This window comes from Promicromonospora umidemergens (genome assembly GCF_024171995.1).
In the GTDB taxonomy this organism is placed as follows: Bacteria; Actinomycetota; Actinomycetes; order Actinomycetales; family Cellulomonadaceae; genus Promicromonospora; species Promicromonospora umidemergens.
In genome coordinates, this window is sequence record NZ_JAMTCT010000017.1 from 1 (window position 1) to 25,831 (window position 25,831).

26 protein-coding genes and 1 riboswitch are annotated in these 25,831 nt (G+C 72.3%); of the genes, 17 read left to right on the forward strand and 9 right to left on the reverse strand.

What is annotated here, in order from left to right; translation table 11 throughout:
* Positions 1-1,430 (forward strand): HNH endonuclease signature motif containing protein (locus APR04_RS21940; RefSeq protein WP_253874289.1); only part of this gene is annotated, 1,430 nt, incomplete at its 5' end.
* 20 nt (positions 1,431-1,450) lie between these two features.
* Here the strand turns inward: APR04_RS21940 and APR04_RS21945 are convergent.
* From APR04_RS21945 to paaZ, 5 genes are all read right to left on the reverse strand, one after another.
* Positions 1,451-1,753: a hotdog fold thioesterase gene (locus APR04_RS21945; protein ID WP_308292388.1), complete on the reverse strand. Its 303-nt coding sequence runs from the start codon at positions 1,751-1,753 to the stop codon at positions 1,451-1,453.
* 105 nt (positions 1,754-1,858) lie between these two features.
* Positions 1,859-2,479, reverse strand: coding sequence for a trimeric intracellular cation channel family protein (locus APR04_RS21950; protein ID WP_253874567.1), 621 nt, complete (start codon positions 2,477-2,479; stop codon positions 1,859-1,861).
* An 81-nt stretch (positions 2,480-2,560) separates the two neighbouring features.
* A complete protein-coding gene (locus APR04_RS21955) occupies positions 2,561-3,799 on the reverse strand; it encodes an amidohydrolase (RefSeq protein ID WP_253874291.1) in 1,239 nt (412 codons plus the stop codon).
* 49 nt (positions 3,800-3,848) lie between these two features.
* Entirely contained in the window at positions 3,849-4,496 is a 648-nt protein-coding gene (locus APR04_RS21960; protein ID WP_253874293.1) for a TetR/AcrR family transcriptional regulator, read from the reverse strand.
* Positions 4,497-4,604: 108 nt separating this feature from the next.
* Positions 4,605-6,647, reverse strand: coding sequence for a phenylacetic acid degradation bifunctional protein PaaZ (gene paaZ / locus APR04_RS21965; RefSeq protein WP_253874295.1), 2,043 nt, complete (start codon positions 6,645-6,647; stop codon positions 4,605-4,607).
* Between the two features lie 109 nt (positions 6,648-6,756).
* On the opposite strand from paaZ, the gene paaA reads away from it, so the two are divergent.
* The 8 genes from paaA to APR04_RS22005 are packed head-to-tail and all read left to right on the forward strand — an operon-like array spanning position 6,757 to position 13,177.
* Positions 6,757-7,791 carry a 1,2-phenylacetyl-CoA epoxidase subunit PaaA gene (gene paaA, locus APR04_RS21970; RefSeq protein WP_253874297.1) on the forward strand — a complete coding sequence of 345 codons (1,035 nt, stop codon included), beginning with the start codon at positions 6,757-6,759 and terminating at the stop codon, positions 7,789-7,791.
* Positions 7,788-8,084, forward strand: a complete 297-nt coding sequence (paaB, locus tag APR04_RS21975; protein WP_253874299.1) for a 1,2-phenylacetyl-CoA epoxidase subunit PaaB — start codon at positions 7,788-7,790, stop codon at positions 8,082-8,084. The genes paaA and paaB overlap by 4 nt, the downstream gene beginning before the upstream one ends.
* A 29-nt stretch (positions 8,085-8,113) precedes the next feature.
* Positions 8,114-9,049: a 1,2-phenylacetyl-CoA epoxidase subunit PaaC gene (paaC, locus tag APR04_RS21980; RefSeq protein WP_253874300.1), complete on the forward strand. Its 936-nt coding sequence runs from the start codon at positions 8,114-8,116 to the stop codon at positions 9,047-9,049.
* Positions 9,050-9,099: 50 nt separating this feature from the next.
* Complete coding sequence (paaD, locus tag APR04_RS21985) at positions 9,100-9,609, forward strand: 1,2-phenylacetyl-CoA epoxidase subunit PaaD (protein ID WP_301312846.1); 510 nt, start codon at positions 9,100-9,102, stop codon at positions 9,607-9,609.
* Position 9,610: 1 nt separating this feature from the next.
* Positions 9,611-10,699: a 1,2-phenylacetyl-CoA epoxidase subunit PaaE gene (paaE, locus tag APR04_RS21990; protein WP_253874302.1), complete on the forward strand. Its 1,089-nt coding sequence runs from the start codon at positions 9,611-9,613 to the stop codon at positions 10,697-10,699.
* Positions 10,696-11,439, forward strand: coding sequence for an enoyl-CoA hydratase/isomerase family protein (locus tag APR04_RS21995; RefSeq protein ID WP_253874304.1), 744 nt, complete (start codon positions 10,696-10,698; stop codon positions 11,437-11,439). Before paaE ends, APR04_RS21995 begins: the two co-directional genes overlap by 4 nt.
* Positions 11,436-12,326 carry a 3-hydroxyacyl-CoA dehydrogenase family protein gene (locus APR04_RS22000; protein WP_301312838.1) on the forward strand — a complete coding sequence of 297 codons (891 nt, stop codon included), beginning with the start codon at positions 11,436-11,438 and terminating at the stop codon, positions 12,324-12,326. The genes APR04_RS21995 and APR04_RS22000 overlap by 4 nt, the downstream gene beginning before the upstream one ends.
* Positions 12,327-12,385: 59 nt before the next feature.
* Positions 12,386-13,177, forward strand: coding sequence for an enoyl-CoA hydratase/isomerase family protein (locus tag APR04_RS22005; RefSeq protein WP_253874306.1), 792 nt, complete (start codon positions 12,386-12,388; stop codon positions 13,175-13,177).
* On the opposite strand, the gene APR04_RS22010 is transcribed toward APR04_RS22005, so the two are convergent.
* Positions 13,164-13,334, reverse strand: a complete 171-nt coding sequence (locus tag APR04_RS22010) for a hypothetical protein (protein ID WP_253874308.1) — start codon at positions 13,332-13,334, stop codon at positions 13,164-13,166. The genes APR04_RS22005 and APR04_RS22010 overlap by 14 nt on opposite strands.
* A 331-nt stretch (positions 13,335-13,665) precedes the next feature.
* Between APR04_RS22010 and APR04_RS30675 the strand changes: the two genes are divergently transcribed.
* Together APR04_RS30675 and APR04_RS22015 are read left to right on the forward strand one after the other, a co-directional pair.
* On the forward strand, positions 13,666-13,791 hold the full coding sequence (locus APR04_RS30675; protein ID WP_301312839.1) for a hypothetical protein: 126 nt from the start codon (positions 13,666-13,668) through the stop codon (positions 13,789-13,791).
* 294 nt (positions 13,792-14,085) lie between these two features.
* Positions 14,086-17,508 (forward strand): CARDB domain-containing protein, encoded by a 3,423-nt coding sequence (locus tag APR04_RS22015; protein ID WP_253874310.1) that lies wholly within the window; start codon positions 14,086-14,088, stop codon positions 17,506-17,508.
* Between the two features lie 110 nt (positions 17,509-17,618).
* Here APR04_RS22015 and APR04_RS22020 read toward each other — a convergent pair whose 3' ends face one another.
* The gene (locus APR04_RS22020) at positions 17,619-18,491 is read right to left on the reverse strand and encodes a LysR family transcriptional regulator (protein WP_253874312.1); all 873 of its coding nucleotides are present in this window, start codon (positions 18,489-18,491) and stop codon (positions 17,619-17,621) included.
* Between the two features lie 125 nt (positions 18,492-18,616).
* Here APR04_RS22020 and APR04_RS22025 point away from each other — a divergent pair, with 125 nt between their 5' ends.
* On the forward strand, positions 18,617-19,486 hold the full coding sequence (locus APR04_RS22025) for an oxidoreductase (RefSeq protein ID WP_301312840.1): 870 nt from the start codon (positions 18,617-18,619) through the stop codon (positions 19,484-19,486).
* A gap of 9 nt (positions 19,487-19,495) precedes the next feature.
* On the opposite strand, the gene thiE is transcribed toward APR04_RS22025, so the two are convergent.
* Complete coding sequence (gene thiE, locus APR04_RS22030) at positions 19,496-20,140, reverse strand: thiamine phosphate synthase (protein WP_253874314.1); 645 nt, start codon at positions 20,138-20,140, stop codon at positions 19,496-19,498.
* Positions 20,141-20,242: 102 nt separating this feature from the next.
* Positions 20,243-20,345, forward strand: a riboswitch (TPP riboswitch).
* On the opposite strand from thiE, the gene thiO reads away from it, so the two are divergent.
* The 4 genes from thiO to APR04_RS22050 all read left to right on the forward strand — a co-directional run bounded on the left by thiO (position 20,335) and on the right by APR04_RS22050 (position 23,913).
* Complete coding sequence (gene thiO / locus APR04_RS22035) at positions 20,335-21,567, forward strand: glycine oxidase ThiO (protein WP_253874316.1); 1,233 nt, start codon at positions 20,335-20,337, stop codon at positions 21,565-21,567. (Overlaps the previous riboswitch by 11 nt.)
* Positions 21,564-21,860, forward strand: coding sequence for a sulfur carrier protein ThiS (gene thiS / locus APR04_RS22040; RefSeq protein WP_308292385.1), 297 nt, complete (start codon positions 21,564-21,566; stop codon positions 21,858-21,860). Before thiO ends, thiS begins: the two co-directional genes overlap by 4 nt.
* A gap of 2 nt (positions 21,861-21,862) precedes the next feature.
* On the forward strand, positions 21,863-22,720 hold the full coding sequence (locus APR04_RS22045) for a thiazole synthase (protein WP_253874318.1): 858 nt from the start codon (positions 21,863-21,865) through the stop codon (positions 22,718-22,720).
* Positions 22,717-23,913, forward strand: a complete 1,197-nt coding sequence (locus tag APR04_RS22050; RefSeq protein ID WP_253874320.1) for a ThiF family adenylyltransferase — start codon at positions 22,717-22,719, stop codon at positions 23,911-23,913. Before APR04_RS22045 ends, APR04_RS22050 begins: the two co-directional genes overlap by 4 nt.
* Here APR04_RS22050 and APR04_RS22055 read toward each other — a convergent pair.
* Positions 23,907-24,698, reverse strand: coding sequence for a hypothetical protein (locus APR04_RS22055; protein ID WP_253874322.1), 792 nt, complete (start codon positions 24,696-24,698; stop codon positions 23,907-23,909). The two genes, APR04_RS22050 and APR04_RS22055, sit on opposite strands and share 7 nt — an antisense overlap.
* A 577-nt stretch (positions 24,699-25,275) precedes the next feature.
* Here APR04_RS22055 and APR04_RS22060 point away from each other — a divergent pair.
* A complete protein-coding gene (locus APR04_RS22060) occupies positions 25,276-25,725 on the forward strand; it encodes a DUF4383 domain-containing protein (protein ID WP_253874324.1) in 450 nt (149 codons plus the stop codon).
* The last annotated feature ends 106 nt before the right edge of the window (positions 25,726-25,831 follow it).

Consider the following 25,831-nt stretch of genomic DNA (forward strand, 5'->3'; position numbering starts at 1 on the left):
TGTTGCCGCGGATCGAGGCTGAGGGTTCGTGGCGGTCGGGTGGTACGGCGCGCACGTTCACGTCGTGGTTGCGGGTGCGTGAGGGCATCTCGGCGGCGGCGGCGGGCAAGGACATGACGATGGCGCGTCGCCTGGCCACGGCGTTGCCGGTGACGCGGGAGCGCCTGGTCGCGGGGACCCTGGGTGCGGATCACGCGCGGGTGATGACCGAGGTCGCCCCGACGAGCGAGACGCGTACGGACGCGTTGGCCTGGCTCATCGATACCCGCACGGGGGAGACGACCACCCCGGAGCAGTTCGTGCAGACCGTGTCCGTGGACTTCCCGGATCCGGTGGACGACCCGGACGGGATTCGCACCCGTGAACAGGTCACCGCGGTGCTGGAGGGCGCGATCGCTGACGGGACGCTGGTGACCGGGGAGGGCCTGGTGTTGCGGGAGGCGAATGTGCTCAACGCGGACCAGTTCCGTGTGGTGGCGCGCCGGTTCGCCACCGTGACCGATCCGGACACTGATGATGTGGAGGAGGACAAGGCCGCGCAGGGCGAGTTCCTGGACCTGTCCAAGACGTTTGGCGGGTATCACGTGGCGGGGTTCCTGACCGACGAGCACGGCCTGCTGGTCTCGACCGCGATCACCGCGGTGACGGGCGTGCCCGCGGCCGAGGACTCCCGGACGCCCGCGCAGCGTCGGGCGCAAGGCCTGGCGGACGTGGCCCGTGTGGTGCTGGACACCAACCAGGCGTCCCCGGGGGCCGCGATCGCGCCGCACCTGAACGTCACCGTGTCCTGGACGGAGCTGGTCACCCAGGTCACCCGCACCCGCGACGGCCTGTGCCTCACCTGCGGACAGGCCACGCCCGCACGCGGGAGCCGGGCACGCGCAGCTGGTGGCCCGGTGGGTTCGGGTGTGGCGGGTGCGGCGTCGGTGTCCGGGTTGCTGTCAGCGGGTGGTCCCGTGTTCACCGAGACCGGCGGTCGTGCACCACGAGCACTGTTGCGTCGGTTGGCGTGTGACAGTGCGGTCACTCGGATCGTGTTCGGACCCGACGGTGCGGCACTGGACGTGGGTCGCGCGCAGCGGACCGTGACCGGGCAGATGCGTCGCGCGGTCATCGCCCGGGACGAGCATTGTGTCTATCCGGGGTGTGATCAGCCGCCCTCACGATGCGAGGTCCACCACGCGGTGACCCATTGGGCCGACGGCGGAGAGACGTCGGTCGCGAACAGTGCGTTGCTGTGCTGGTTCCACCATCAGCTCGTCGACGCGCGTGGCATCGTCATGCACTGGACCGGCAAGCCCGCACAGGGCACCGGCGCCGTCGGCGTGCTGGTCGAGACCGGGTGGGCGTTCACCGACGCCCGCGGGCATCGCATCCACCTGCCCGAAGCCATCGAGGCCCTACCCTCGCCGGACGTCGAAGCCGCCTGACCGGCAGGACCCGAACCGCGTCAGCGGGGCTCGATGAGCTGGTTGGTGATCCGTGCCGTGCAGATGCGGCGGCCCTGCTCGTCGGTGACGACGATCTCGTGCGACGTGATGGTCCGCCCCAGGTGCACGGGAGTCGCCGTGCCGGTCAGCAGCCCGTCCGTCGCGCCCCGGTGGTGCGTGATGTTCAGGTCCACGCCGGCGCACACCTTGTCCAGCGTGCTCGCGTGGATCAGTGCGCACCACGACCCCAGCGCCTCCGTGAACGCGGCGGTCGCACCGCCGTGCAAGCGACCGAGCGACTGGGTGTTCCCCGCCACCGGCATGGTGGCCACGACGCGCCGACTGCTCCAGGACCTGGATGCCCAGCTTCTCGTCCAGAGCACCCAGCGTGATCGTCCACGGCGTCGTCATGCCGACACTGTAGGGCGCTACGGCATGCCGCCGGAGCCGGCCCGGCCGGCCAGCGGGACCCGCCAGCGGTGGCGCAGGGACAGCCCTCGCGCGGCGAACACCAGCGCCGCGACGGCGCTCCCGGTGACGACGTTGAACCAGTCGAGGTTCCAGAGCAGCGACGTCAGCGCGGCACCGGCCACCGCGGGGATCGCGTAGAGACCCTGAGGCCGGAACACCTGGGGGATCTCGTTGGCGACGACGTCCCGCATGACGCCGCCGCCGACCGCGGTCGTGAGGCCCAGCAGCACGGACGTCACCGCGCCCATCCCGGACTCCAGCGCCGTGAGCGTGCCGGTGACGCAGAACAGCGCCAGGCCGCCGGCGTCGAACAGCAACAGCGTGCGGCGCAGCCGCCGTACTCCGAAGACGTGCAGGTAGACCGTCAGGGCGGCCAGGAGCGGCGGGACGACGTAGAGCGGCTGCTGGAAGGCGTTCGGCACGCCCTGGTTGATGACCAGGTCCCGGATGACGCCGCCGCCGAGGCCGACGAGCGAGGCCAGCATGACCGACCCGACGATGTCGAAGTCACGGCGCGCGGCCAGGAGCGACCCCGACACGGCGAAGAAGAACACGCCGATCAGGTCGAGCACGAACATGACGTTCACGGCCGGCCGGCTCCTGTCGTCGGCGTCGGCGCCGGTATCGGCGTCGGTATTGGCGCCGGTATCGGCGTCGGCTCAGGCATGGTGGCCGACGCGGGAGAGGATCGCCGTGAGCGCGGACCGGGTGCCGGTCGACAGCGTCGGTTCCAGGGCCGGGGCGAATCGCGGGGAGTGGTTGACCGGGACGGCGGCGGAACCCAGCGTCTCCGGGGTGAACGCGCCGAAGAACCAGTAGACCGACGGCACCCCGATCGCCGTGGCGAGCAGGCCGAAGTCCTCCGACGCCATGACGGGGGAGCCCTCGACGAGGTCGTCGCCGAACTCCCCGCGCAGGGCCTCGCCGAGGGCGTCGGTGGCGGCGGGGTCGTTGTGGTTCGGCGGGAAGGTCGACAGCACCTCGATCTCGGGCTCCGGCGCACCCGAGGCCGCCGCCTCGGCCGAGATGATCCGGCGCAGGGCGCTCAGCACCTGCTCACGGACGGCCTCGTCGAACGTGCGCACGTTGAGCGTGAGCTCGGCACGGTCCGGGATGATGTTCTCCTTCAGCCCGCCGTGGAAGGTGCCGACGGTGACGACGGCGGCGCGGCGTGGGTCGACCTCGCGGGAGACGATCGTCTGGACGCGGGTGATGATCGCGGCCCCGAGCACTATCGGGTCGGTGGAGTCCTGCGGCTGTGAACCGTGCGCCTGCTTGCCGTGCAGGGTGACCTTCCACGAGTCGGCCTGCGTCATCGGGTGGCCATGGGTGTAGGACACCGTGCCGGCCAGGCCGGGCAGCACGTGCTGCCCGTAGACCACCTCCGGTCTCGGGGCCTTGTTCCAGAGCCCGTCGTCGACCATGGCCGCGGCTCCCGCGGCAGTCTCCTCACCGGGCTGGAAGATGAGCACGACCGTGCCGGACCAGTCGTCGGTGGCGTCCGCGAGGATGCGGGCCGCGGTCAGCAGCGACGCGGCGTGCGCGTCGTGGCCGCAGCCGTGCATGACCGGCACGGCAGTGCCGTCCGGAAGCGTCCCGACGGCCGTGCTCGCGTAGGGCAGGCCGGTGTCCTCGGCGATCGGCAGGCCGTCGATGTCCGCGCGGAACGCGACGGTCGGACCGTCGCCGTTGCGCAGGACGCCGACGACGCCGGTACCTCCGCAGCGGATCGTCTCGATGCCGAAGGCCGCGAGGTCGGCGGCCACGAGGTCGGCCGTCCGGTGCTCCTGCATGGACAGCTCAGGGTGCTGGTGGAGCTGCCGGTAGGTCTTGTGGAGGTACTCGCGGTGGTCGTCGGTCAGCAGATCGGCTGCTGAGGCGTGCTGTCCATGTCTCATCGCAGAACCCCCTGCTACCGCCCGGAACCCGGTCCGCCCGGCCATCCGTTCACGCTAGCACCGGGCCGGTCGGCGAGGGTCGCAGGCCCTCGAAGAGCACGCTGGAGATCGTGGCGGCCAGCGCGTCCTCGCGTACCGGCCCGTCGGGCCGGTACCAGTCGGCCAGGGAGTTGACCATGCCGAAGATGAGCCGGCTGACGATGTCTGGGTCGACGTCGCCCCGCAGGTCACCGTCCGCCGCCGCCTGGCGGACCAGGGCGGCCAGGCGTTCGTCGATGTGCCGGCGCCGCTCCATCGCCGCCCGCTCGACGTCGCTGTTGCCGCGAACCCGCAGCAGGAGCGTGACGGCGGGGAGATTGCCGGCAAGGATGCGGACCGCCGCCTCGACGGTGGTCCGCAGCCGTACGGAGCTGCGCTCGCCGTCGGTCGCGGTCGCCGCTGCCTCGACCGCCGAGCTCAGCCCTTCCAGCGCCTCGTCGAGCGCGGCCGACAGCAGCGCTTCCTTGCTGGCGAAGTGGTGGTAGACCGCCGACTTGGTGACGCCGAGCTCGGCGGCGAGGTCGCTGATCGACGTCGCGTCGAACCCGCGGCGGATGAAGAGGTCGATGGCCGTCCGCAGCACCGCCTCGCGGTCGTGGCCCGGACGTCCGCGCGGGCGGCGGCCGGGTGCGGCCGTCGAGGTGCCGAAAGTGCTCATCCGAATATCGTCCCAGACGGGCAGGTCCAGGACCGCCGGTGAGTGGTCGGCAAGACGTCAGGTGTTCGGCAACTCGGGTTACCGAACACCTGACGTTCTACCGACCACTCACCGGCGGTCCTTCGCGACCAGCGTCAGCACGTCGTAGGTGGCCACCTGCTCGTCGTCCTGGTTGGTGACCGTCGCGTCCCAGCGCACCTCGCCGTAGTCGGCCGAGCTGCGCGGCGTCAGCTGCTTGACGGTCAGGCTCACCCAGATGGTGTCGCCCGCCTTGACCGGGGTGAGGAACCGCAGGCGGTCGACGCCGAAGTTGGCGAGCACCGGGCCGGGGTCCGGGTCCACGAAGAGCCCGGCGGCCAGGGACACCACGAGGTAGCCGTGCGCGACGATGCCGCCGAAGAACGGGTTCGCCGCTGCGGCCTCCGGGTCGGTGTGCGCATAGAAGGTGTCGCCGGTGAACTCCGCGAAGTGGTCGATGTCGTCGAGCGTGACCGTCCGGGAGGCCGTCTCGATGGTGTCGCCGATCCGCAGCTCGGCCAGCGACTTGCGGAACGGGTGCACGCCGTCGAGCACCCGCCGGGACCCCGTCGTCCACCGGCCGGTGATCGCCGTGAGCATGTCGGGCGAGCCCTGGACGGCTGTGCGCTGCATGTGGTGCAGCACCGCGCGGATGCCGCCCAGCTCCTCACCGCCGCCCGCTCGGCCGGGGCCGCCGTGCACGAGCATCGGCAGCGGGCTGCCATGGCCGGTCGACTCGGCGGCGTCGTCGCGGTCGAGGATCAGCAGCCGGCCGTGCCAGGGGGCGAGCCCGCGGGCCACCTCGCGGGCGACCTGCGGGTCGTGGGTGATCAGCGACGCCACCAGGCTGCCCTTTCCGCGAGCGGCCAGCTCGACCGCCTCGTGGACCGACCCGTAGGTGAGCACGGTGGCGACCGGGCCGAACGGCTCCACCTCGTGGGGCTCGGCGGCGCCGGGGCGGGCCCGCAGCAGCACGGGGGAGAGGAACGCGCCACGCTCGGCGTCGGCGCCCACGACGTCGACGCGCGCCGGGTCGCCGTAGACGATGTCGGCGGAGGTGCGCAGCGCCTCGATGGCCTTGCGCACCTCGTCGCGCTGGCCGAGGCTGGCGAGCGCGCCCATCCGGACGCTCTGGTCGGCGGGGTCGCCGACGGTGATCCGGCCCAGGCGCGCGCTGATCGCGTCGACCACGGCGTCGACGATCGGCTCCGGGACGATGACGCGCCGGATCGCCGTGCACTTCTGGCCGGCCTTGACGGTCATCTCGGTGACGACGCCCTTGACGAACAGGTCGAGCTCCGGGTCCTCCACCGTCACGTCGGGGCCGAGGATCGAGCAGTTCAGCGAGTCGGCCTCGACCCCCAGCCGGACGCCGCGGTGCAGCACCGCCGGGTGCTCGCGCAGGATCGCGGCGGTGTGCGCCGAGCCGGTGAACGCGACGGCGTCCTGCTCGCCGAGCTCGTCCAGCAGGGTGCCCGCGCTGCCGCAGACCAGCTGGAGGCTGCCGGCGGGCAGGATGCCGGAGGCGATGATCTGCCGGACCACCGCCTCGGTGAGGTACGCCGTCTGGCTGCCCGGCTTGACGATGCTGGGCAGACCCGCGAGGAAGGCGGGCGCGAGCTTCTCCAGCATGCCCCACACGGGGAAGTTGAAGGCGTTGATCTGCACGGCGACGCCGGGGCGCGAGGTGTACAGGTGCTGGCCGACGAAGGCGCCGCCCTTGCCGAGCGGTTCGAGGGCGCCGTCGAGGTGCACGGTGTCGTCCGGGAGCTCGCGCTTGCCCTTGCTCGCGTAGCTGAACAGCGTGCCGATGCCGCCGTCGATGTCGACCTGCGAGTCACGCCGCGTGGCCCCCGTGCGCAGGGACACGGCGTAGAAGTCGTCCTTGCGGCCGCCCAGGTGCAGGGCCAGCTGTTTGAGCAGCGTCGCGCGCTCGTGGAACGTCAGGGCCTGGATCGCCGGGCCGCCGACCTGGCGCGCGTGCGCCACCAGCGCGGCGAAGTCGAGGCCGTGGCTCGAGACGCGGGTGACCTCGTCGCCGGTCACGGCGTCGAGGACGGGTTCGCCGCCGTCGGTCCCGCGGAACCAGCTGCCCGCGACATAGCTCTCCAGCTGTGTGCTCACTGTGCGCATCCCTCCAGATCGGTCTGCCCGGGCCGTTGTGCTACCCGCTGTGCCTGTGTCAATGTATTACAGAACGTTCGGTCGGTAAATAGCAGCAGTCGCCCAGCGGAGGTCCCCCATGTCGGTAGTCGCCGAGCCAGAGCCTGAGGCAGATCCTGAGGCAGATCCGAAGGCGGAGCCTGAGAGCGAGGCGCAGCTCGAGGCCCGCTTCCAGGCCGTGATCGCCCGCAAGGACCGCATCGAGCCGCGCGACTGGATGCCGGACGCCTACCGCAGGACGCTGGTGCGGCAGGTCGCCCAGCACGCCCACTCCGAGATCATCGGGATGCAGCCGGAGGGCAGCTGGATCAGCCGTGCGCCCTCGCTGCGGCGCAAGGCCATCCTGCTCGCCAAGGTCCAGGACGAGGCGGGGCACGGCCTCTACCTCTACTCGGCCGCGGAGACGCTCGGCGTCTCGCGCCAGGAGCTCACCGAGATGCTGATCAGCGGCAGGCAGAAGTACTCCTCGATCTTCAACTACCCCACGCTCTCGTACGCCGACATGGGCACCATCGGCTGGCTGGTCGACGGCGCGGCCATCTGCAACCAGGTGCCCCTGTGCCGCACCTCGTTCGGCCCCTACGGCCGGGCCATGATCCGCATCTGCAAGGAGGAGTCGTTCCACCAGCGGCAGGGCTACGAGCTGCTGGCGACGATGATGCGCGGCACCGACGAGCAGCGCGCCATGGTCCAGGAGTCCGTCGACCGGTTCTGGTGGCCCTCGCTGATGATGTTCGGCCCGCCGGACGACGCGTCGCCCAACACCGCGCAGTCCATGGCGTGGGGCGTCAAGACCCACACCAACGACGAGCTGCGCCAGCGCTTCGTCGACATGACGGTGCCCCAGGCCGCCGCGCTCGGCGTGACCCTGCCGGACCCGGACCTGGTCTGGAACGCGGAGCGTGGCGCGCACGACTTCGGGCAGCCGGACTGGGACGAGCTCTGGGCCGTCGTCAAGGGGAACGGGCCGTGCAACACCCAGCGCGTGGCCCACCGCAAGCGGGCCTGGGACGAGGGCGCCTGGGTCCGGGAGGCGGCGCTCGCCTTCGCGAACGGCACCGGCACCGGCACCGACGACAACGACAACGACAACGACGGGACCGAACCGGCATGAGCGGCCAGATCAGCGGCGAGTGGCCGCTCTACGAGGTGTTCGTCCGCGGCAAGCGCGGCCTCAACCACGTCCACGTCGGTTCGCTGCACGCGCCGGACGACCAGCTCGCGCTGCGCCACGCCCGCGACGTCTACACCCGCCGCAACGAGGGCGTGAGCATCTGGGTCGTGCGCTCGTCCGCGATCACCGCGTCCAGCCCGGACGAGAAGGACCCCCTGTTCGCGCCCAGCGGGGACAAGGTCTACCGGCACCCCACGTTCTACGACATCCCCGCCGACGTACCGCACATGTGAGCAGCGCCCACAGGGAGGAGGACCACCGCATGCCCGACGTCCGGACCCACGAACCAGACGACCACGACAACGCCTACTCGGGGTTGCTCGTGGGCGACGCCCGCTGGGCGTTCGGCACCGACTTCGAGGACCCGCTGGCCGGCGTGGACACCACGGTGCCCGACGGCGTCGACCCGGCGGCGCTGGCGACGTACTGTCTGATGCTCGGCGACGACGCCCTGGTGCTGTCCCAGCGCCTCGCCGAGTGGTGCAGCAACGCGCCCGACCTCGAGGAGGACATCGCGCTCTCGAACATCGCGCTCGACCTCCTCGGCCAGGCGCGCCTGCTGCTCGCGCGGGCGGCGGCCGCTGACGGCACGCAGGTCCCCACCCTTCCGGCGGGCTCACCGGTTCCCGACGAGGACCGGCTGGCGTTCTTCCGCGACGACCTGCGGTTCCGCAACGTGCGGCTGGTAGAGATCCCGGGCGGCGACTTCGCCGAGACCATCACCCGGATCCTGCTCTTCTCCACGTGGCGCCTCGCGCTCTTCGAGGAGCTCGCGCACAGCCGGGACGCCGTGCTCGCGGCGGTGGCCGCCAAGGCCGTCAAGGAGCTCACCTACCACCGGGACTTCGCCGGCCGCTGGTTCCTGACCCTGGCCCGCGGCACCGACGAGTCCCGGCGGCGGCTGCTCGCCGGGCTCGACACGCTCTGGCCGTACTGGACCGAGCTGTTCGAGACGCACGGCGTCGAGCGCGAGACGGCCGAGGCCGGTGTCGGGGTCGACCCGGCAGGCCTCGCCGCCGACGTCGACGTCGTCCTCGACCAGGTGCTGGCGGCGAGCGGCGTCGACCGGCCGGCCCTGCCGCCGCTCGCGGGGGTGCAGGGCCGCAAGGGCCGCGACGGGCGCCACACCGAGGTGCTGAGCAGGATGCTCGCCGAGATGCAGGTCGTCGCCCGCGCGCACCCCGGGGGGCACTGGTGACCGCCGCGCTCCGCCGGGAGCCGACGCGGGAGCCGACGCGGGAGCAGGCTCTGGCCCGGGACCCGGTGCTCGCCCGGGCCTGGGACGCCGCGTCCGCCGTCGTCGACCCAGAGCTGCCGATGCTCACCCTCGTCGACCTCGGGGTCCTGCGCGACATCGCCATCGACGACGACGGAGCCGTCGTCGCCGCGATCACCCCCACCTACTCCGGCTGCCCAGCGATGGCGACCATGCGCGACGACCTCGTGCGGGAGCTGCGGGCCGCCGGCTTCGCCGACGCGCGGGTGCGGGTCGTCCTCGAACCAGCCTGGACCACGGACTGGATCACGCCGGCCGGGCGGGCGGCGCTCGCGGCTGCCGGGATCTCCCCACCCGGGCGGGCACCCGGGCGGGCCGGCCCGGTGCCGCTGCGGCTCGTGCCCACGCGCCGGGCCGTGCGCTGCCCGCGGTGCGGGTCCGACGACGCCGTGGTCGGCTCGGAGTTCGGCTCCACCGCCTGCAAGGCGCTGTACCGCTGCCTGGCCTGCCTCGAACCGTTCGAGCACGTGAAGGAGATCTGACGTGACCGCGACCCTGCCGGCCGGCGCCCGCGCCTCGCGCACGACGTTCCACACGCTTACCGTGACCGACGTCGAGCGGCTCACCGACGACGCGGCCGCCGTGACGTTCGACCTGCCCGCCGACCTGGCTGACGTCTTCGACTTCGCCGCCGGCCAGTCGCTGACGCTGCGGCGCACCGTCGACGGCGTCGAGCACCGCCGGACGTACTCGATCTGCTCGCCCGCTGGCAGCGCCCCGCGGATCGGGGTGCGCGAGATCCCCGACGGCCTGTTCTCGTCCTGGCTGGTGCACGAGGTGCGGCCCGGCGACCAGGTCGAGGTGCAGCCGCCGAGCGGCAGCTTCCGGGCCGACCCGGCCCGCGGCGGACGGCACCTGTGCATCGCGGCGGGCTCCGGCATCACGCCGATGCTCTCCATCGCGGCCACGGTGCTGGGCAACCCGGACGCGCGGGTAACCCTGCTCTACGGCAACCGCACCACCAGCTCGGTGATGTTCGCCGAGGAGCTGGCTGACCTCAAGAACGTCCACCGCGAGCAGCTCGACCTGGTCCACGTCCTGTCCAGGGAGCCGCGCGACGTCGAGCTGTTCTCGGGCCGGCTCGACGGCGACCGGCTGCGCAAGCTGCTGACGCTCGTGGTCCCGGTCGGCGACATGGACCACGTCTGGCTCTGCGGGCCGTTCGGCATGCTGACCGACGCCCGGGCGGTGCTGGACGAGCTCGGGGTCCCCGCAGAGCGGGTGCACGTGGAGCACTTCTACGTCGACGAGCCCCCGCCGGAGCTGCGGCACGCCGACCGGGTCGTCGAGGGGGCGACGAGCCAGGTGACGGTCGTCCTCGACGGCCGGTCGACGACCAGCGCGATGCCGCAGGACACCAGGCTCCTCGACGCCGCGCAGGAGGTCCGTGCCGACCTGCCCTTCGCCTGCAAGGGTGGCGTCTGCGGCACCTGCCGCGCGAAGGTGCGCGGCGGAGAGGTCGACATGGTGCGCAACTACGCCCTCGAACCCGAGGAGGTCGCCGCAGGCTTCGTCCTCACCTGCCAGACGTTCCCGGTCAGCGCGGCGGTAGTCGTGGACTACGACGCATGAGCGCGCCGCTCGTGGTCGAGGAGCACGACGACCGGGTGGTCCTGCGGCTGAACCGGCCCGAGGTCCGCAACGCGATCGACCGCGCCATGGTCGAGGCGCTGCACGACGCGTGCGCCGCGCTCGAGGCCGCACCACGGGTGGCGCTCCTGATCGGCTCCGGCGGCACGTTCGCGGCGGGAGCGGACATCGCCCAGCTGCGCGAGCGGCGCAGGGAGGACGCGCTCGCGGGCATCAACTCCGGCGTGTTCGACCGGGTCCACCGGCTGCCGATGCCGACCGTCGCGCTCGTCGACGGGTACGCGCTGGGGGGCGGGGCGGAGCTCGCGTACGCGTGCGACTTCCGGATCGGCACCCCAGCCACCCGGATCGGCAACCCGGAGCCCGGACTCGGCATCCTCGCGGCGGCCGGCGCGGCCTGGCGGCTGAAGGAGCTCGTCGGCGAGCCCCTGGCCAAGGAGGTGCTCCTGGCCGGTCGGGTGCTCGACGCCCAGGAGGCCCTGGGGGTGCGCCTGCTCAACGAGGTCGTCGAGGCCGGCGACCTCGAGGCGGCCGGGCACCGGCTCGCCGACCGCATCACCGCCCAGGCACCGCTCGCGGTGCGGCTCACCAAGTCCGTCCTCGACGCACCGCGCGACGCGCACCCGCTGATCGACGACGTCGCGCAGGCGGTGCTGTTCGAGACGCAGGACAAGACCGACCGCATGACGGCGTTCCTCGACCGACGGAAGGAGCGGCGATGACCGCGGATACCTCCGGTACCCCGGGCGCGGCCAGCACCGCCGACGCCGTCCTGCGCACCGCGGACGCCGTACCGCGGGCCGTCGGCGTGTACGGCGGCGGCCGTATGGGCGGCGGGATCGCGCACGCCTTCACGCTCGTCGGAGCGGCCGTCACCGTGATCGAGAACGACGCGACGTCGGCCCGGGCGGCACGCGTGCGGATCGAGGCGAGCCTCGCCAGGGCGGCGGCCAAGGGCGTACGGGTCACCGGCACGTTCGAGGTGGTGACCGACGCCGCGGCCCTGGCCGACTGCTCGCTCGTCGTCGAGGCGGTGCCCGAGCTGGTCGAGGTCAAGCACGAGGTGCTGCGGGCGATCGCCGCCGCTGCCCCCACCGCCGTGATCGGTAGCAACACCAGCTCCCTGTCGATCGACCGGCTGGCAAGCGCCCTGCCGGACCCGTCCCGCCTGGTCGGCCTGCACTTCTTCAACCCGGTCCCGGTCAGCGGGCTGGTCGAGGTGGTGGTCGGCCCACGGACCGCGCCCGGTCTGGTCGAGGACGCCAGGGCCTGGGTCGCAGGTCTGGGCAAGACGGCCATCACCGTCAAGGACTCGCCGGGTTTCGCGAGCAGCCGGCTCGGTGTGGCGACAGCGCTGGAGGCGATGCGCATGCTGGAGGACGGCGTGGCCGACGCCGCCGACATCGACACGGCGATGACGCTGGGCTACCGGCACCCGGTGGGTCCGCTGCGCACCACCGATATCGTCGGGCTCGACGTCCGGCTGCACATCGCCGAGCACCTCGAGCGCGAGCTGGGGCCACGGTTCGCGCCGCCGCGGCTCCTCCGGGACAAGGTCGCGGCCGGTGAGCTGGGCCGCAAGACCGGACAGGGTTTCTACACGTGGTGACGCAAAGACGTGGTGACGCAGAGCCGCTCGCTGGGGCGGCCCATACCTCAGGAGGACCAATGACCGACAGCCCCGTCACCGTCGACCGCACGGCCGCGGTAGCGGCCATCACGCTGAACGACCCCGAGCACCGCAACGCACTGACCGCCGCGGCCAAGGAGGCGCTGCGGGACGCCGTGGCGGAGGTGGCCGGCGACGAGGGGGTGCGCGCCGTCGTCCTCACCGGGTCGGCCAGCGCGTTCTGCCTGGGCCAGGACCTCGGCGAGCACTCGAAGGCGCTGGCGGACGGGCCCGAGGCGGCGTTCGCCACGGTCCGCGAGCACTACACACCCATCGTGCGGGACCTGCTGACCATGCCCAAGCCGGTGATCGCCGCTGTGGGCGGTACCTGTGTCGGCGCGGGGCTCGGCCTCGCGCTGGCCTGCGACCACCGGGTCTTCGCGACCGGCGTCAAGCTGGCCACCGCGTTCGCCGGGATCGGGCTGACCTTCGACACCGGCCTGTCCGTCACATTGCCGCGCGCGGTCGGGGACGCACGGGCGAAGGAGCTCCTCCTGTTCGGCCGGACCTTCACCGCGGAGGAAGCCATCGGCTGGGGCATCTCCGGCGAGACGGTCGCCGCCGAGGAGGTGCTGCCCCGGGCGACCGCCCTCGCCCGGCAGCTCGCCGACGGGCCGACCACCGCCTTCGCGCAGAGCAAGCGCCTGATCGAGCGGGCGCACGGCCTGAGCCTCGACGAGGCCCTCGAGGCCGAGGCGCTCGGACAGACCAGGTGCGGCTCGACCAGCGACCACACGGCGGCCGTCGCGGCGTTCCTGGACCGTCGGACGCCCGTCTTCACCGGTCGCTGAGCCCGCTGGGCCAGCTCACCCTGAGGAAGATCGGGTTGCTGTAGAACCACAGGTCGTCCCAGGGGTTGGCCTCGCCGGGGGACATCCTGCGCCGGCCCCGTCGGGTCGACGTCGGCGCCCAGGTAGCCGGGCCGGCTCCGCTTGCCGTCGGTGCCACGCACCCGGACGTAGCCGTCGTGCTCGGCGACGAACGTGGAGGTCAGCTCGACCGAGCCGGACCTCCCGGCGGTGTCCCAGGAGCGGACCACCCTCGTGCCCGGAGCGTAGAGCGTGTCCGGATCGTCGGCGGGGCCGGTGATCCTGCCGCGGATCAGGTCGACACGAGCCAGCTCGGGCAGGAGTCCCGCGCAGTTGACGCTTTCTGCCAGATCGACGGTGATGGTCAGCTGGACCTCCGTCCGACCCAGGTCTTGTTGTAGGCGCCGGGCGGGAACGAGCTGTACTCGGCGACGGGCCGCCCCGCTCCGACCGGCGGCGGGTAGACGCCGGTGGGCGGCGACTGGGTCAAGAACCCCGTCGACCCGCTCGACCAGACCGGTTACGACGCCATCCCGTTCAACGACGACGGCGACACCTGCCGGACGCCGGCGAGCCAGACATACCTGCCGCGATGAGGGCGGGACCGGCAGAGCGACGGTCGTTCAAGGGTGCTCCTGTGGAGTTCGTAGCGAGACGCTCCCTGGTCGGCACGGGAGCGCGGCCCACCATCGCAACCACCCACCTCGTCGGCACCCCTTGACGTCGTCGTGCCCCTGCTCGTAACGTCCGTACAGAAGACTGCAAGAATCTGACAGAGCCAAAGCACAAAGCAGTGCGCACTCTGCAATTCACTCACCATGCCTCCGTGTGGCCAGCGTCTCCGACCTGCCGCCTCGGTGGCGTCGACCCGACCCAGAACGAGGACGTTCATGAGAATCCCCTGGAAGCACACGGTCGTGGCGGGCGCGGCGGTGGCGCTCGTCGTGCCGCTCGGCGTGGTCGCCGTCGCGCATGCGGCGGACGCCACCAACCTCGCGCTCGGCAAGCCGATCGCCGCGTCGTCGGCGACGCAGGCGTACGTCGCCGGCAACGCGAACGACGGCAGCACGAGCTCGTACTGGGAGGGCGGGGGCGGCCAGTACCCGGCGCACCTCACGGTCGACCTCGGCGAGCAGGCCGACGTCGAGCGCGTCGTCGTCACGCTGCCGCCGCCGGCGGTGTGGGCGCCGCGCACGCAGACGTTCAGCGTGCTCGGCCGGTCCGACGGCGAGTCGTCGTTCCGCACCCTCGAGGCCTCGGCGGACTACGGCTTCGACCCCGCGAGCGGCAACCAGGTCGAGATCCCGCTGAACGCGGAGGCCGACGAGATCCGCCTCGCGTTCACCGCCAACACCGGTGCGGGCAACGGCCAGGTCTCCGAGCTGCAGGTCTGGGGTACCCCGACGGGCGGCGGCGACCCGACCGACCCACCGACCGATCCGCCGACCGATCCGCCGACCGATCCGCCGACCGACCCGACCGGCACCAACTACGCGCAGGACCGGCCGGCGGCGGCGTCGTCGACCGAGTGGACGTACGGCGCGGCGAACGCCGTGGACGGGCGGACCGAGACGTACTGGGAGGGTGCGGGCGGGCAGTACCCGTCGACGATCGACGTCTCGCTGGCCGCGCCCACGCAGCTCAGCAGCGTGCGCGTGCGGCTGAACCCCGACGGCGCGTGGAGCCCGCGCACGCAGACGTTCTCCGTCTGGGGGCGGTCCGGCGGCGACCCGTGGCGAGAGCTCGAAGCCTCCGCGGCGCACGCGTTCGCGCCCGGGACCGGCAACCTGGTGGACGTCCCGGTGACCGGGACGGTCACCGACGTGCGGCTGCGCTTCACGGCCAACACCGGCGCCGGCAACGGCCAGGTCGCCGAGCTCGAGGTCTACGGCGAACCGGCGCCGAACCCGAACCTCACCGTCACCGCGGTGACGGCCACCCCGGAGTCACCCACGGCGACCACCCCCGTGACTCTCACGGCGACGGTCGAGAACACGGGCGACCGGGCGTCGTCGGACACGGCGCTCGACGCGCGGATCGGCGGCACCACCGTGGGCTCGGCGGACGTCGCGGCCCTCGAGCCCGGCGCGAGCGCCCAGGTGGAGGTCGAGGCGGGAACCCGCCCCGCGGGGGAGTACACGGTGGGCGCGCTCGTGGACCCGGCGGACACGGTGGCCGAGCAGGACGAGACCGACAACGCCTTCACGGCGGAGACGAAGCTCGTCGTCGGCGAGGCGCCCGGGCCCGACCTCGAGGTCGTCTCCGTGTCCTCCGACCCGGCCAACCCGGCCGTCGACGCGGACGTCTCCTTCACGGTCCGGGTGCGCAACCGCGGGAACGAGCCGGCCCCGGCCGGTTCGGTGACGCGCGTCGTGGCCGGTCCGAGCACGCTGAACGGCACGACGCCGGCCGTACCCGCCGGCGAGACCGTCGACGTCACCCCGGACGGGTCGTGGACCGCGACGAACGGCGGGGTCACGGTGACGGCGACGGCCGACGCGACCGACGTCGTCGACGAGACGAACGAGGACAACAACACCGGCAGGCTCGCGGTGACCGTGGGGCGCGGCGCCGCCGTCCCATACACGACCTACGAGGCGGAGGACGGCCAGTACACCGGCGAGCTCCTGGAGACCGACCCGCTGCGCACGTTCGGGCACACCAACTTCGCGACCGAGTCGTCGGGCCGCGAGTCGGTGCGGCTGAACAGTACAGGCCAGCACGTCGAGCTCACGTCCACCAACCCGACCAACTCGATAGTGGTACGCAGCTCGATCCCCGACGCACCCGGCGGCGGCGGCCAGGAGAAGACGATCAGCCTGTACGCGGACGGCGAGCTCGTGCAGAAGCTGACGTTGTCGTCGAAGCACTCGTGGCTGTACGGGACCACCGACGACCCGGAGGGCCTCACCAACACCCCGGGCGGTGACGCCCGCCGGCTCTTCGACGAGTCGCACGCGCTCCTCGACCGGTCGTTCCCGGCGGGCACGGTGTTCCGGCTCCAGCGCGACGCCGGCGACGACGCGGAGTTCTACGTGATCGACATGGTCGAGCTCGAGCAGGTCGCACCGCCCGCGGCGAAGCCTGCCCGGTGCACGTCCATCACCGAGTACGGCGCGGTGCCCGACGACGGCCAGGAGGACACGGAAGCGATCCAGGACGCCGTCACCGCCGACCAGAACGGCGACATCGACTGCGTGTGGATCCCGGCGGGGCAGTGGCGCCAGGAGAAGAAGATCCTCACGGACGACCCGCTCGACCGCGGCACGCACAACCAGGTGGGCATCAGCGACGTCACGATCCGCGGCGCCGGCATGTGGCACTCTCAGCTCTACAGCCTCCTCAAGCCGCACCTCGCGCCTGGCGTCATCAACCACCCGCACGAGGGCAACTTCGGGTTCGACATCGACGACAACGTCCAGATCTCCGACATCGCGATCTTCGGCTCCGGCGACATTCGCGGCAACAACGGTCAGCAGGAGGGCGGCGTCGGCCTCAACGGCCGGTTCGGCCAGGACACGAAGATCGACAACGTGTGGATCGAGCACGCGAACGTCGGGGTGTGGGTCGGCCGCGACTACTCGAACATCCCCGAGCTCTGGGGTCCGGCCGACGGGCTCCAGCTCAGCGGGATGCGCATCCGCAACACCTACGCGGACGGCGTCAACTTCAGCAACGGCACCCGCAACTCCACCGTGCTCAACTCGTCGCTGCGCAACACCGGCGACGACGCGCTCGCCGTCTGGGCCAACCCCTACGTCAAGGACCCGGCGGTCGACATCGGGCACGACAACACGTTCCGCAACAACACGGTGCAGCTGCCGTGGCGCGCCAACGGCATCGCGATCTACGGCGGCTACGACAACAGCATCGAGAACAACCTGATCTCCGACACGATGAACTACCCCGGCATCATGCTGGCGACCGATCACAGCCCCCTGCCGTTCTCGGGGACGACGCTCATCGCCAACAACGGCCTCTACCGCACCGGCGGTGCGTTCTGGAACGAGGACCAGGAGTTCGGTGCCATCACGATCTTCCCGCAGACGCACGACATCGTCGGCGTCACCATCCGCGACACGGACATCGTCGACTCCACCTACGATGGCATCCAGTTCAAGAACGGCGGCGGCAACATGCCCGACGTCCGGATCACCGACGTGCGGATCGACAGGTCCAACAACGGCTCCGGCATCCTCGCGATGGGCGGCGCTCGCGGCAACGCGATCCTGTCGGACGTGACGGTCACGAACTCGGGTGAGGGGGACATCGAGAAGGAGCCGGGCTCGCAGTTCGTGTTCACGGGCCAGTAGGCGCGGTCCCCGACAAGGTTGACTTCGGTCGCTCGGGACGAGATCGGTCGCTTGATTGACCGATCTCATCCCAAGCGACCGATCTCATCGAGTCGAGCTCCCTGGCCGTGTCATCGAGCAAGGGACTCGCCCTGACTCAGGTGTTCGGCTGTCTCCACCAGCTCGGCGAGTGCCGCGGACCGGGCGCCGGCGGGCCAGGCGAGGATCGTCGTGGCCAACGGGGCGTCGTGGACGGGCACGGAGACGTGCTCCGGCCACTGCCAGGCACGGCTGGAGTACGGAATGACCAGCAGCGTCCGTCCGAGGGCAACGAGCTGTGCCAGCTGGGACTGGCTGTGGACCTCGGGCCCTGGTCCGGGCGGGTAGGTGCCGTCGTGGCGCGGCCACCGGGCGATCGGCAGGTCGGGGACGTCGCTCACCTCGGCCATCGTCAGGCTCGGGCGCCGCGCCAGCGGATGCGCCGCCGGCACGATGGCGACCTGGCCCTCCGTCATGATCTGAGCGCTGTCCAGCCCGGTCATCACGTCGAACGGTGCGTGCATGATCGCCACGTCGGCGCGGCCGTTGCGCAGGAGCCGCGCCTGTCCACCGATCTCGCACAGCAGCACCTCGACCTCGACGGCGCCGGGCCGGGCGGCGTAGGCGTCCAGAAGCGCCTTCAGCAGCTCGTGGGAGGCGCCTGCCTTCGTGGTGAGCACCAGGGCCGGCTGCGCCGCCGCCGCGCGACGGGTACGCCGTGCTACGGCTTCGACGGCGTCGAGCGCGAGCCGGGCCTCCACCAGCATCACCTCACCTGCGGCGGTGAGCGAGACACCCCGACGGTCCCGGTCCAGGAGCACGACGCCGAGGCGGCGCTCCACCTGCTGGATGGCGCGGGACAGCGGCGGCTGGGCCATGTTCAGGCGCTCGGCGGCGCGGCCGAAGTGCAGCTCCTCCGCCACCGTGACGAAGTACCTCAGCTCGCGAGTCTCAAGTCCGTCCACGACCGCAGGGTATCCCTGATACCCCTGGGGTATGAGTCCGGACCGGACCGGTCTTGGACGGCGTCGTCCTCGCGTACGCACCATGGGCCCAGGCGCACCCCCGCGTCCTGACGAAAGGCGCACCGTTGAGCAAGCCCTCTCCTTCCCTTCCCGGCGGCACCTGGTCCCTCGGCGACATGACGGTCACCCGGTTCGGCTACGGTGCCATGCAGCTCACCGGACCCGGTGTGCTGGGTCCGCCCGCCGACCGTGACGGAGCCCTTGCCGTCCTCCGAGAGGCCGTCGACCTCGGGATCACCAACATCGACACCGCGGGTGCCTACGGCCCGCTCGTCACCAACGAGCTCATCCGAGAGGCCCTGCACCCGTACCCCGAGTCGCTGCACGTGATCACGAAGGCCGGAGCGACCCGTGACGAGCACGGCGGATGGCCGGTGGCGCGTCAGCCCGACCAGCTGCGCGAACAGATCGAGTCCGACCGCAAGAGCCTCGGGCTCGACACCCTTGACCTGGTCCAGCTACGTCTCGGCGCCGGTATGGACCGCGAGGCGGGCTCGCTCGCCGAACCGTTCGAGACGCTCGTCGAGCTGCAGCAGCAGGGCGTCATCCGACACCTCGGCCTGAGCAACGTGACACCGGAACAGGTCACGGAGGCTCAGTCGATCGCGCCGATCGTGAGCGTGCAGAACCTGTACAACCTGGCGCACCGGGACGACGACGAGCTCATCGACCGGCTCGCCGCCGAGAACATCGCCTACGTGCCGTACTCGCCGCTCGGCGGGTTCAGCCCGCTTCAGTCAGCGGCGCTCTCGGCGGTGGCGGCGCGTCGGGGCTCCACGCGGATGTCGGTGGCGCTGGCATGGCTGCTGCAGCGGTCGCCCAACATCCTGCTGATCCCGGGAACCTCGTCCGCGGCGCACCTGCGCGAGAACGTCATCGGCGCCGGTATCACCCTCGGTGCCGCGGACGTCGCAGAGCTGGAGGCGCCCAGCTGACCGAGCCGGTCACGGTGACGAGGTGACCCGGCGGCGCAGCTCGGCCGCGGCGGCCCGGGGGTCGTCGGCCTGGGTGATCGCACGGACGACGACGACGCGCCGTGCCCCGGCGTCGAGCACCTGATCGAGTCGGTTGGCGTCGACCCCGCCGATCGCGAACCAGGGGGTGGCCGGCTCGTGGGCGGCGACGTCGCGCAGCAGGTCCAGGCCGACGGCGGGGCGGCCCGGCTTGGTCGGGGTGGCCCACAGCGGCCCGACGCAGAAGTAGTCGACGCGCGGGTCGGCCTCGGCGGCCAGCGCCTGGTCCAGACCGTGGGTGGAGCGGCCGAGGACGGGTCCGTCGCCCAGCAGGGCCCGCACCGCGTGCGGCGGGAGGTCGCCCTGGCCCATGTGCACCGCCGGCGCACCGGTGAGCTGCGCGATGTCGGCCCGGTCGTTGACCGCCCAGAGCGCGCCGTGCTCGGCGGCCACACGGGCGACGAGAGCGTGCAGCTCGACCTCGCGGGCCGCGTCCAGGGACTTGTCCCGGAGCTGGACGACGTCGACACCGCCCTCCAGTGCCGAGTGCAGGAACGGTTCGAGGTCGTCCGTGTCCTGGCGAGCGTCCGTGCACAGGTACAGGTGGGCGTCGGCGAGTCGGGTTCGGGGGTCCACGAGCGCGAGTCTAGGCAGACGGCGGAGCAGACGGCGGAGCAGACGGCGGCCTCCGCTGGGGCCAACGCCCTTGTCGGGGCACCTCTCGGACGGGGATATGGTTGTCGGGTGCACGGGAGCCCCGCACGGGGCTGAGAGGGCGTGAGCGCCGACCGTCGAACCTGATCTGGGTCATGCCAGCGAAGGGAGAACACGTGAGCAGTCATGTGAGCAGTCGTGCGTGCGACGTCCTCGTCATCGGCGGGGGCATCATCGGCCTGACCGCCGCCTGGCGTGCGCTGGAGGCCGGCGCGAGCGTCGTCGTCCTGGACCCGTCACCCGGCGACGGCGCCACCCACGCCGCCGCGGGCATGCTCGCGCCCGTCATGGAGGCGGGCTTCGGGGAAGCGGGGCAGGCCCGGCTGGGCACCGCCTCGCTCGCTCTCTGGCCGGCGTTCGCCGAGGCGCTCGAGCACGCGGCGGGGCTGGCGCCGGGCGCCGTCGGGCTGGAGACGACCGGCACGCTCGCCGTGGCCTACGACAGCGACGACCTGGTCGCGATGCGCCGGATGCTCGCCCTGCACCGCGAGTGGGGTCTCGGCTCGACGGAGATCTCGGCCGACGACGCGCGCCGCCGCGAGCCCGCGATCGGGCAGCGGTTGGCTGGCGCTGCGTGGGTACCCCGCGACCACCGGGTCGATCCCCGCGCGGTGCACGGGGCGCTGCTCGCCGTCGTCGCCGCGCGCGGGACTCTCGTCCGCCGCGCCGCGGTGTTGCTGACGTGGGCGGGGGGCGCGGTGGGGGACGGCATGGTGGCGGACGGTGCGGTGGTCGGCGCGGTCGACGAGGCGGGCGACGGGTACGCGGCCGGGACGGTGGTCCTGGCCGCCGGCCACGCGAGCGGGGCGCTGTTCGCGGGCGCGCCCACCCGGCCGGTGCCCGGCACGACGCTGCGCCTGGACGCCGCCGCCGACCGGGCGCCGGCGGTCGTGGTGCGGGGCACCGTGCAGGGGCGCCCCGTCTACGCGGTGCCCCGCGCGCCGCGGTCCGACGGGCGGCGCGAGGTTGTCGTGGGCGCGACGTCGGACGAGCGCGAGGACGACCACCTGACGCGCGCCGGCGACGTCTTCGCCCTGCTGCGGGACGCCCGCGCGTTCCTGCCAGGGCTCGACGACGCCGTGCTCGTGGAGACCACCACCCGGTCCCGGCCCGGCAGCCCCGACAACGCGCCGTTGCTGGGCCGGGCGGCCGACGGCCTCTGCCTGGCCACCGGGCACCACCGCAACGGCATCCTGCTCACGCCCCTGACGGCCGCCGCCGTCGACCAGGTGCTGGGGGTGGCACCGGTCGGCTCGCAGGCCGAAGAGGCCGTCGAAGCCGCCGACCAGTTCGCGGACCCGCGCAGGTTCGCCGACACGTACAGCACGACTCGAGGAGGCACAGCATGAGCACCGCTCCGTCCACCGCTCCGGCCACGCAGCACCCGCACCGCGAGACCCCAGAGATCCGCCAAGGGCCCGCAGGCACCGCCGTCGTCAACGGTGAGCCGTACCGGCTCGACGGCGAGCTGCCCGTCATCGACCTGGTCGCCCGGCTCCTGCCCGGCCTCATGGTCGACGGCGCACCGCAGGGCGTCGCCGTAGCGCTGGACGACGCCGTCGTGCCGCGCGGTGCCTGGAGCACCACGACCGTCCGGCCCGGCGACCGCGTCGAGGTCGTCACCGCCGTGCAGGGAGGCTGACCATGCAGGACGCAACACTCAACCAGGACGCACCGCTCACCATCGCGGGCACGCCGCTCAGCTCACGCCTCGTCATGGGGACGGGAGGAGCGGCGAGCCTGCTCGCCCTGGAGGACGCGCTCGTGGCGTCGGGCACCGAGCTCACGACCGTCGCGATGCGCCGGGTGTCCCGGCCCCGCCCGTCGGACGACCCGGCCCGCGCCGGGGACCCGTCGGTCTGGGGGCTGCTCGCCCGCCTGGGCATCCGCGCCCTGCCGAACACCGCCGGCTGCTTCTCCGTGCGGGAGGCGGTGCTCACCGCCCAGCTCGCGCGGGAGGCGTGCGAGACCGACTGGATCAAGCTGGAGGTCATCGCCGACGACGTCACGCTCCTGCCCGACGCGATCGGCCTGGTCGAGGCGGCCAAGGCCCTGGTCGACGACGGCTTCACCGTCCTGCCGTACACGAACGACGACCCGATCGTCGCGCGCAGGCTGGAGGACGTGGGCTGCGCGGCGGTCATGCCGCTCGGCTCACCCATCGGCTCAGGGCTCGGGATCGCCAACCCGCGCAACATCGAGGCGATCGCCGCGGCATCGGCGGTCCCGGTGATCCTGGACGCGGGCATCGGCACGGCCTCGGACGCCGCGCTGGCGATGGAGCTCGGGTGCGACGGCGTCCTGCTCGCCACCGCCGTGACGCGCGCCGCCGACCCGGTACGCATGGCCAGGGCCATGCGGCTCGCCGTGGAGGCGGGGTACGACGCCGCGCGCGCCGGCCGGCCACCGCGCCGGGAGCGGGCGCTCGCGTCGTCCCCGGCCGACGGGCTGGTGCGCGTCGGCGACAACCGCGCCGGCGACAACCTGGACCTGGCCCTGTGACCACGCTGCCGCCGCTCGTCGGGACCGGCCGGGAGCTCAGCCGAGCCGAGCTCGTCCGGTATGCCCGGCACCTCGTCCTGCCCGGCGTGGGCCCGGCGGGCCAGCGCCGGCTGGCGAACGCGCGCGTGCTGGTGGTGGGCGCGGGCGGCCTGGGCAGCCCGATCCTGCTCTACCTCGCCGCTGCGGGCGTCGGCACGCTGGGGATCGTGGACGACGACGTCGTCGAGGCGTCCAACCTCCAGCGCCAGGTGGTGCACGGCGTCTCGGACCTGGGGCTGCCCAAGACGGCGTCGGCTCGGGCGGCGGTCGCGGAGGTCAACCCGCACGTCGAGGTGGTCGAGCACCGTGCGCGGCTGACGACGGCGAACGCGCTCGACGTGCTGTCCGGCTACGACCTGGTGCTGGACGGGACGGACGCCTTCGCTACCCGCTACCTCGTGTCGGACGCCGCAGAGGTGCTGGGCATCCCGTGCGTCTGGGGTGCGATCTACCGGTTCACGGGGCAGGTCGCCACGTTCTGGGGCGCGCCACCTGCCGGGGTCGACGGGGTGACCTACCGGGACGTGTTCCCGGCCCCGCCGCCGCCCGGCGCCTCCCCGGACTGCGCGGCCGGTGGTGTGCTGGGCGCGATGTGCGGAACCGTCGGCTCGGTCATGGCGACCGAGGCGATCAAGCTCGTCACCGGGGCGGGGGACACCCTGCTCGGGCGCCTCGCCGTGTACGACGCCCTGGCCCTGACCTGGCGGCAGCTCACCGTGGGCCCCGATCCCGCGAGGGAACCGGTCGCGGCGCTGCTGACGGGTACCGGCGACGCCGACCCGTACGTGGCGTTCTGCGGGCTGCCGTCGGCGGACGGTGCGACGGTCACGGTGGCGGAGCTGGCAGCGCTGCGCGCCGACGGGTCGGAGCCGGTGGTGCTCGACGTGCGCGAGCCGTGGGAGGTCGAGCTCGCCGCCCTGCCCGGGGCGCGGGTGGCTCCATCGGGCACCTTCGAGGGCGACGGCGCGGCCGCGGCGGTGGACGAGGTGGTGGTCCGGGCCGCTGGCCGTCCGGTGCACGTGCTGTGCAAGTCGGGGGCCCGGTCCGCGCGCGTGGCCCGGCGGCTGCGCGACGCGGGGGTCGATGCCCGGTCGGTCGCGGGCGGGATCCTCGCCTGGGCGCACGAGGTGGACGAGACGATGCCTGTCTACTGACCCTGGGCGGCTGCCCACACCTCCGGGTTCGCGACGTGGCTCGAGTGCCCGGCAGCGAGCACTGTGCGGAGCTCGGCAAGGTGCTCGGTGCCCGGGGCGAGCCCCAGGTCGTCGAGGATCGTGAGGGCCGGACCGGGTTCGAGGTCACCGAAGTAGTCGTGGTAGCTCCGCAGGAGCCCGTGAAAGACCGCCGGCCGGAGGGCCTCGATCGAGGACGCGGCCTCGTAGGCCCGCGCCTTCACGCCCCAGCGGACCGGACCCGAGGCCGTCAGCACCCGGGCCGCCCGACGGAGGAACCCGTCGTCGGCCACGCCTCCTGCCACGCCGCCTCCCATGCCCCCTGCCACGCCGCCCGCCTCCAGCAGCTCGACGTCGTGGCCGAGCAGGGCCACGAACGCCTCCTCGGACGTGTCGGTGCACTCGAACCAGGTGTACCAGAGCGACTGGGTGACCTGTTCGCTGACCTGCGGCGCCTCCAGCCGGTCCCGGTATCCGTCCCACAGCTCCGCCGGAGGCTGCTCGCGTGAGCTCCCGCAGTACGGGAAGTGCATCTCCTGGGTGGTCCAGTACTCGTCGAGCAGGTCGATCAGACCGAACGCGATGCGAAAGCGCAGCGCGACCTCCAGGTCAGCGTCGTCGAACACCCAGCTCGAGTAGTCGAGCGCGACGTCGTTGGCGCTCAGCTCCGACCCGAGATCGTCGTCGACCCACGTCAGGTCCCCGGTCTGGCGAACCTTCGCCCGCGCAAGCCACGATCGGGCGGTCTCGGCGTCAGCCGTGCTCATCTTGGTACCTCTCCGCCGCACCCTTGTGACCCGTGGCCGAGCCAGGGTTTCGCGTCGGTCGCCACAAGGAGTGGGATCTCGTCTTGCCGCATCCCCGGTGGGATCGCGAAGGGGGAGCGGCGGTTCGCGGTCCCGATGGTATCCGACGGTGGAGCCCGGCGTCGTGAGGGGTACCGCCGCCGGTCGCGCGGTCCGGGCGGGGCCGGAAGCAGCGGCTCGCCGTGCGAGCCGTCTCCGTCCGGCCTACCGTGACCAGGAGAGACGTCTTCGGACGTCCCCGGCGTGGGCCTCAAGGAGCGGGACTCTCGGGCGCCGAGCGGTGCGATGTCGGCCGCTCGAAGGGAGGTCGCCATGAGTGACAGCGCTGCTGACGAAGCGAAGTCCCGTCCGCGGTTCCACCGGCGTACTCCTTCGGGATCGTGACGGCCGGCCGGGTCCTTCCTGCTGTCGTGGATCGGCCAGTTCCGTGTTCTAGGCCATAGCGGTCCGGAAACGAGGCGACCCAGCACGGAGCCAGGATCGACGCCCTCCTGGAGCTGTTCGTGCAGATGACAACAACACCGAATGGAGAAGCATCATGGCGCAACCCATGTCCTCGACAGGTACCCGGGCACCATTCCAGTGGCTCGCTCTCGTGATCGGCGCTGTCTATCTCCTGGTGGGCATCGCTGGATTCTTCGTGACCGGATTCGACGGCTTCACCGAGCACGACCACGACCAGACGCTGCTCGGCTTCGCGATCAACCCCCTGCACAACATCGTGCACCTTCTGATCGGGATCCTCGGCCTCACCATGTGGTCCAGCCCTGGCCGGGCACGGACCTTCGGCTGGCTGCTCGTCGTCGGGTACGGTGCGGCGTTCATCTACGGCCTGTTCGCGGTCAACAACCCCGACATCAACTTCCTGAACATCAACGTGGCGGACAACTGGCTGCACATCTTGAGCGTCGCGGCCGGCCTGGCCATCGCGCTCTGGCCGCGCAAGCACGCCGACACCACGACGCCCGGGGCGCAGCGGCAGTACTGATCCGTCCCGTGCGCGTCTACCCAGGGATCGGGCCCGGACTCAGCGCGAGTCCGGGCCCGATCCCTGGGTAGACGCACACACCGGGTAGCACACACCGGGTAGCACA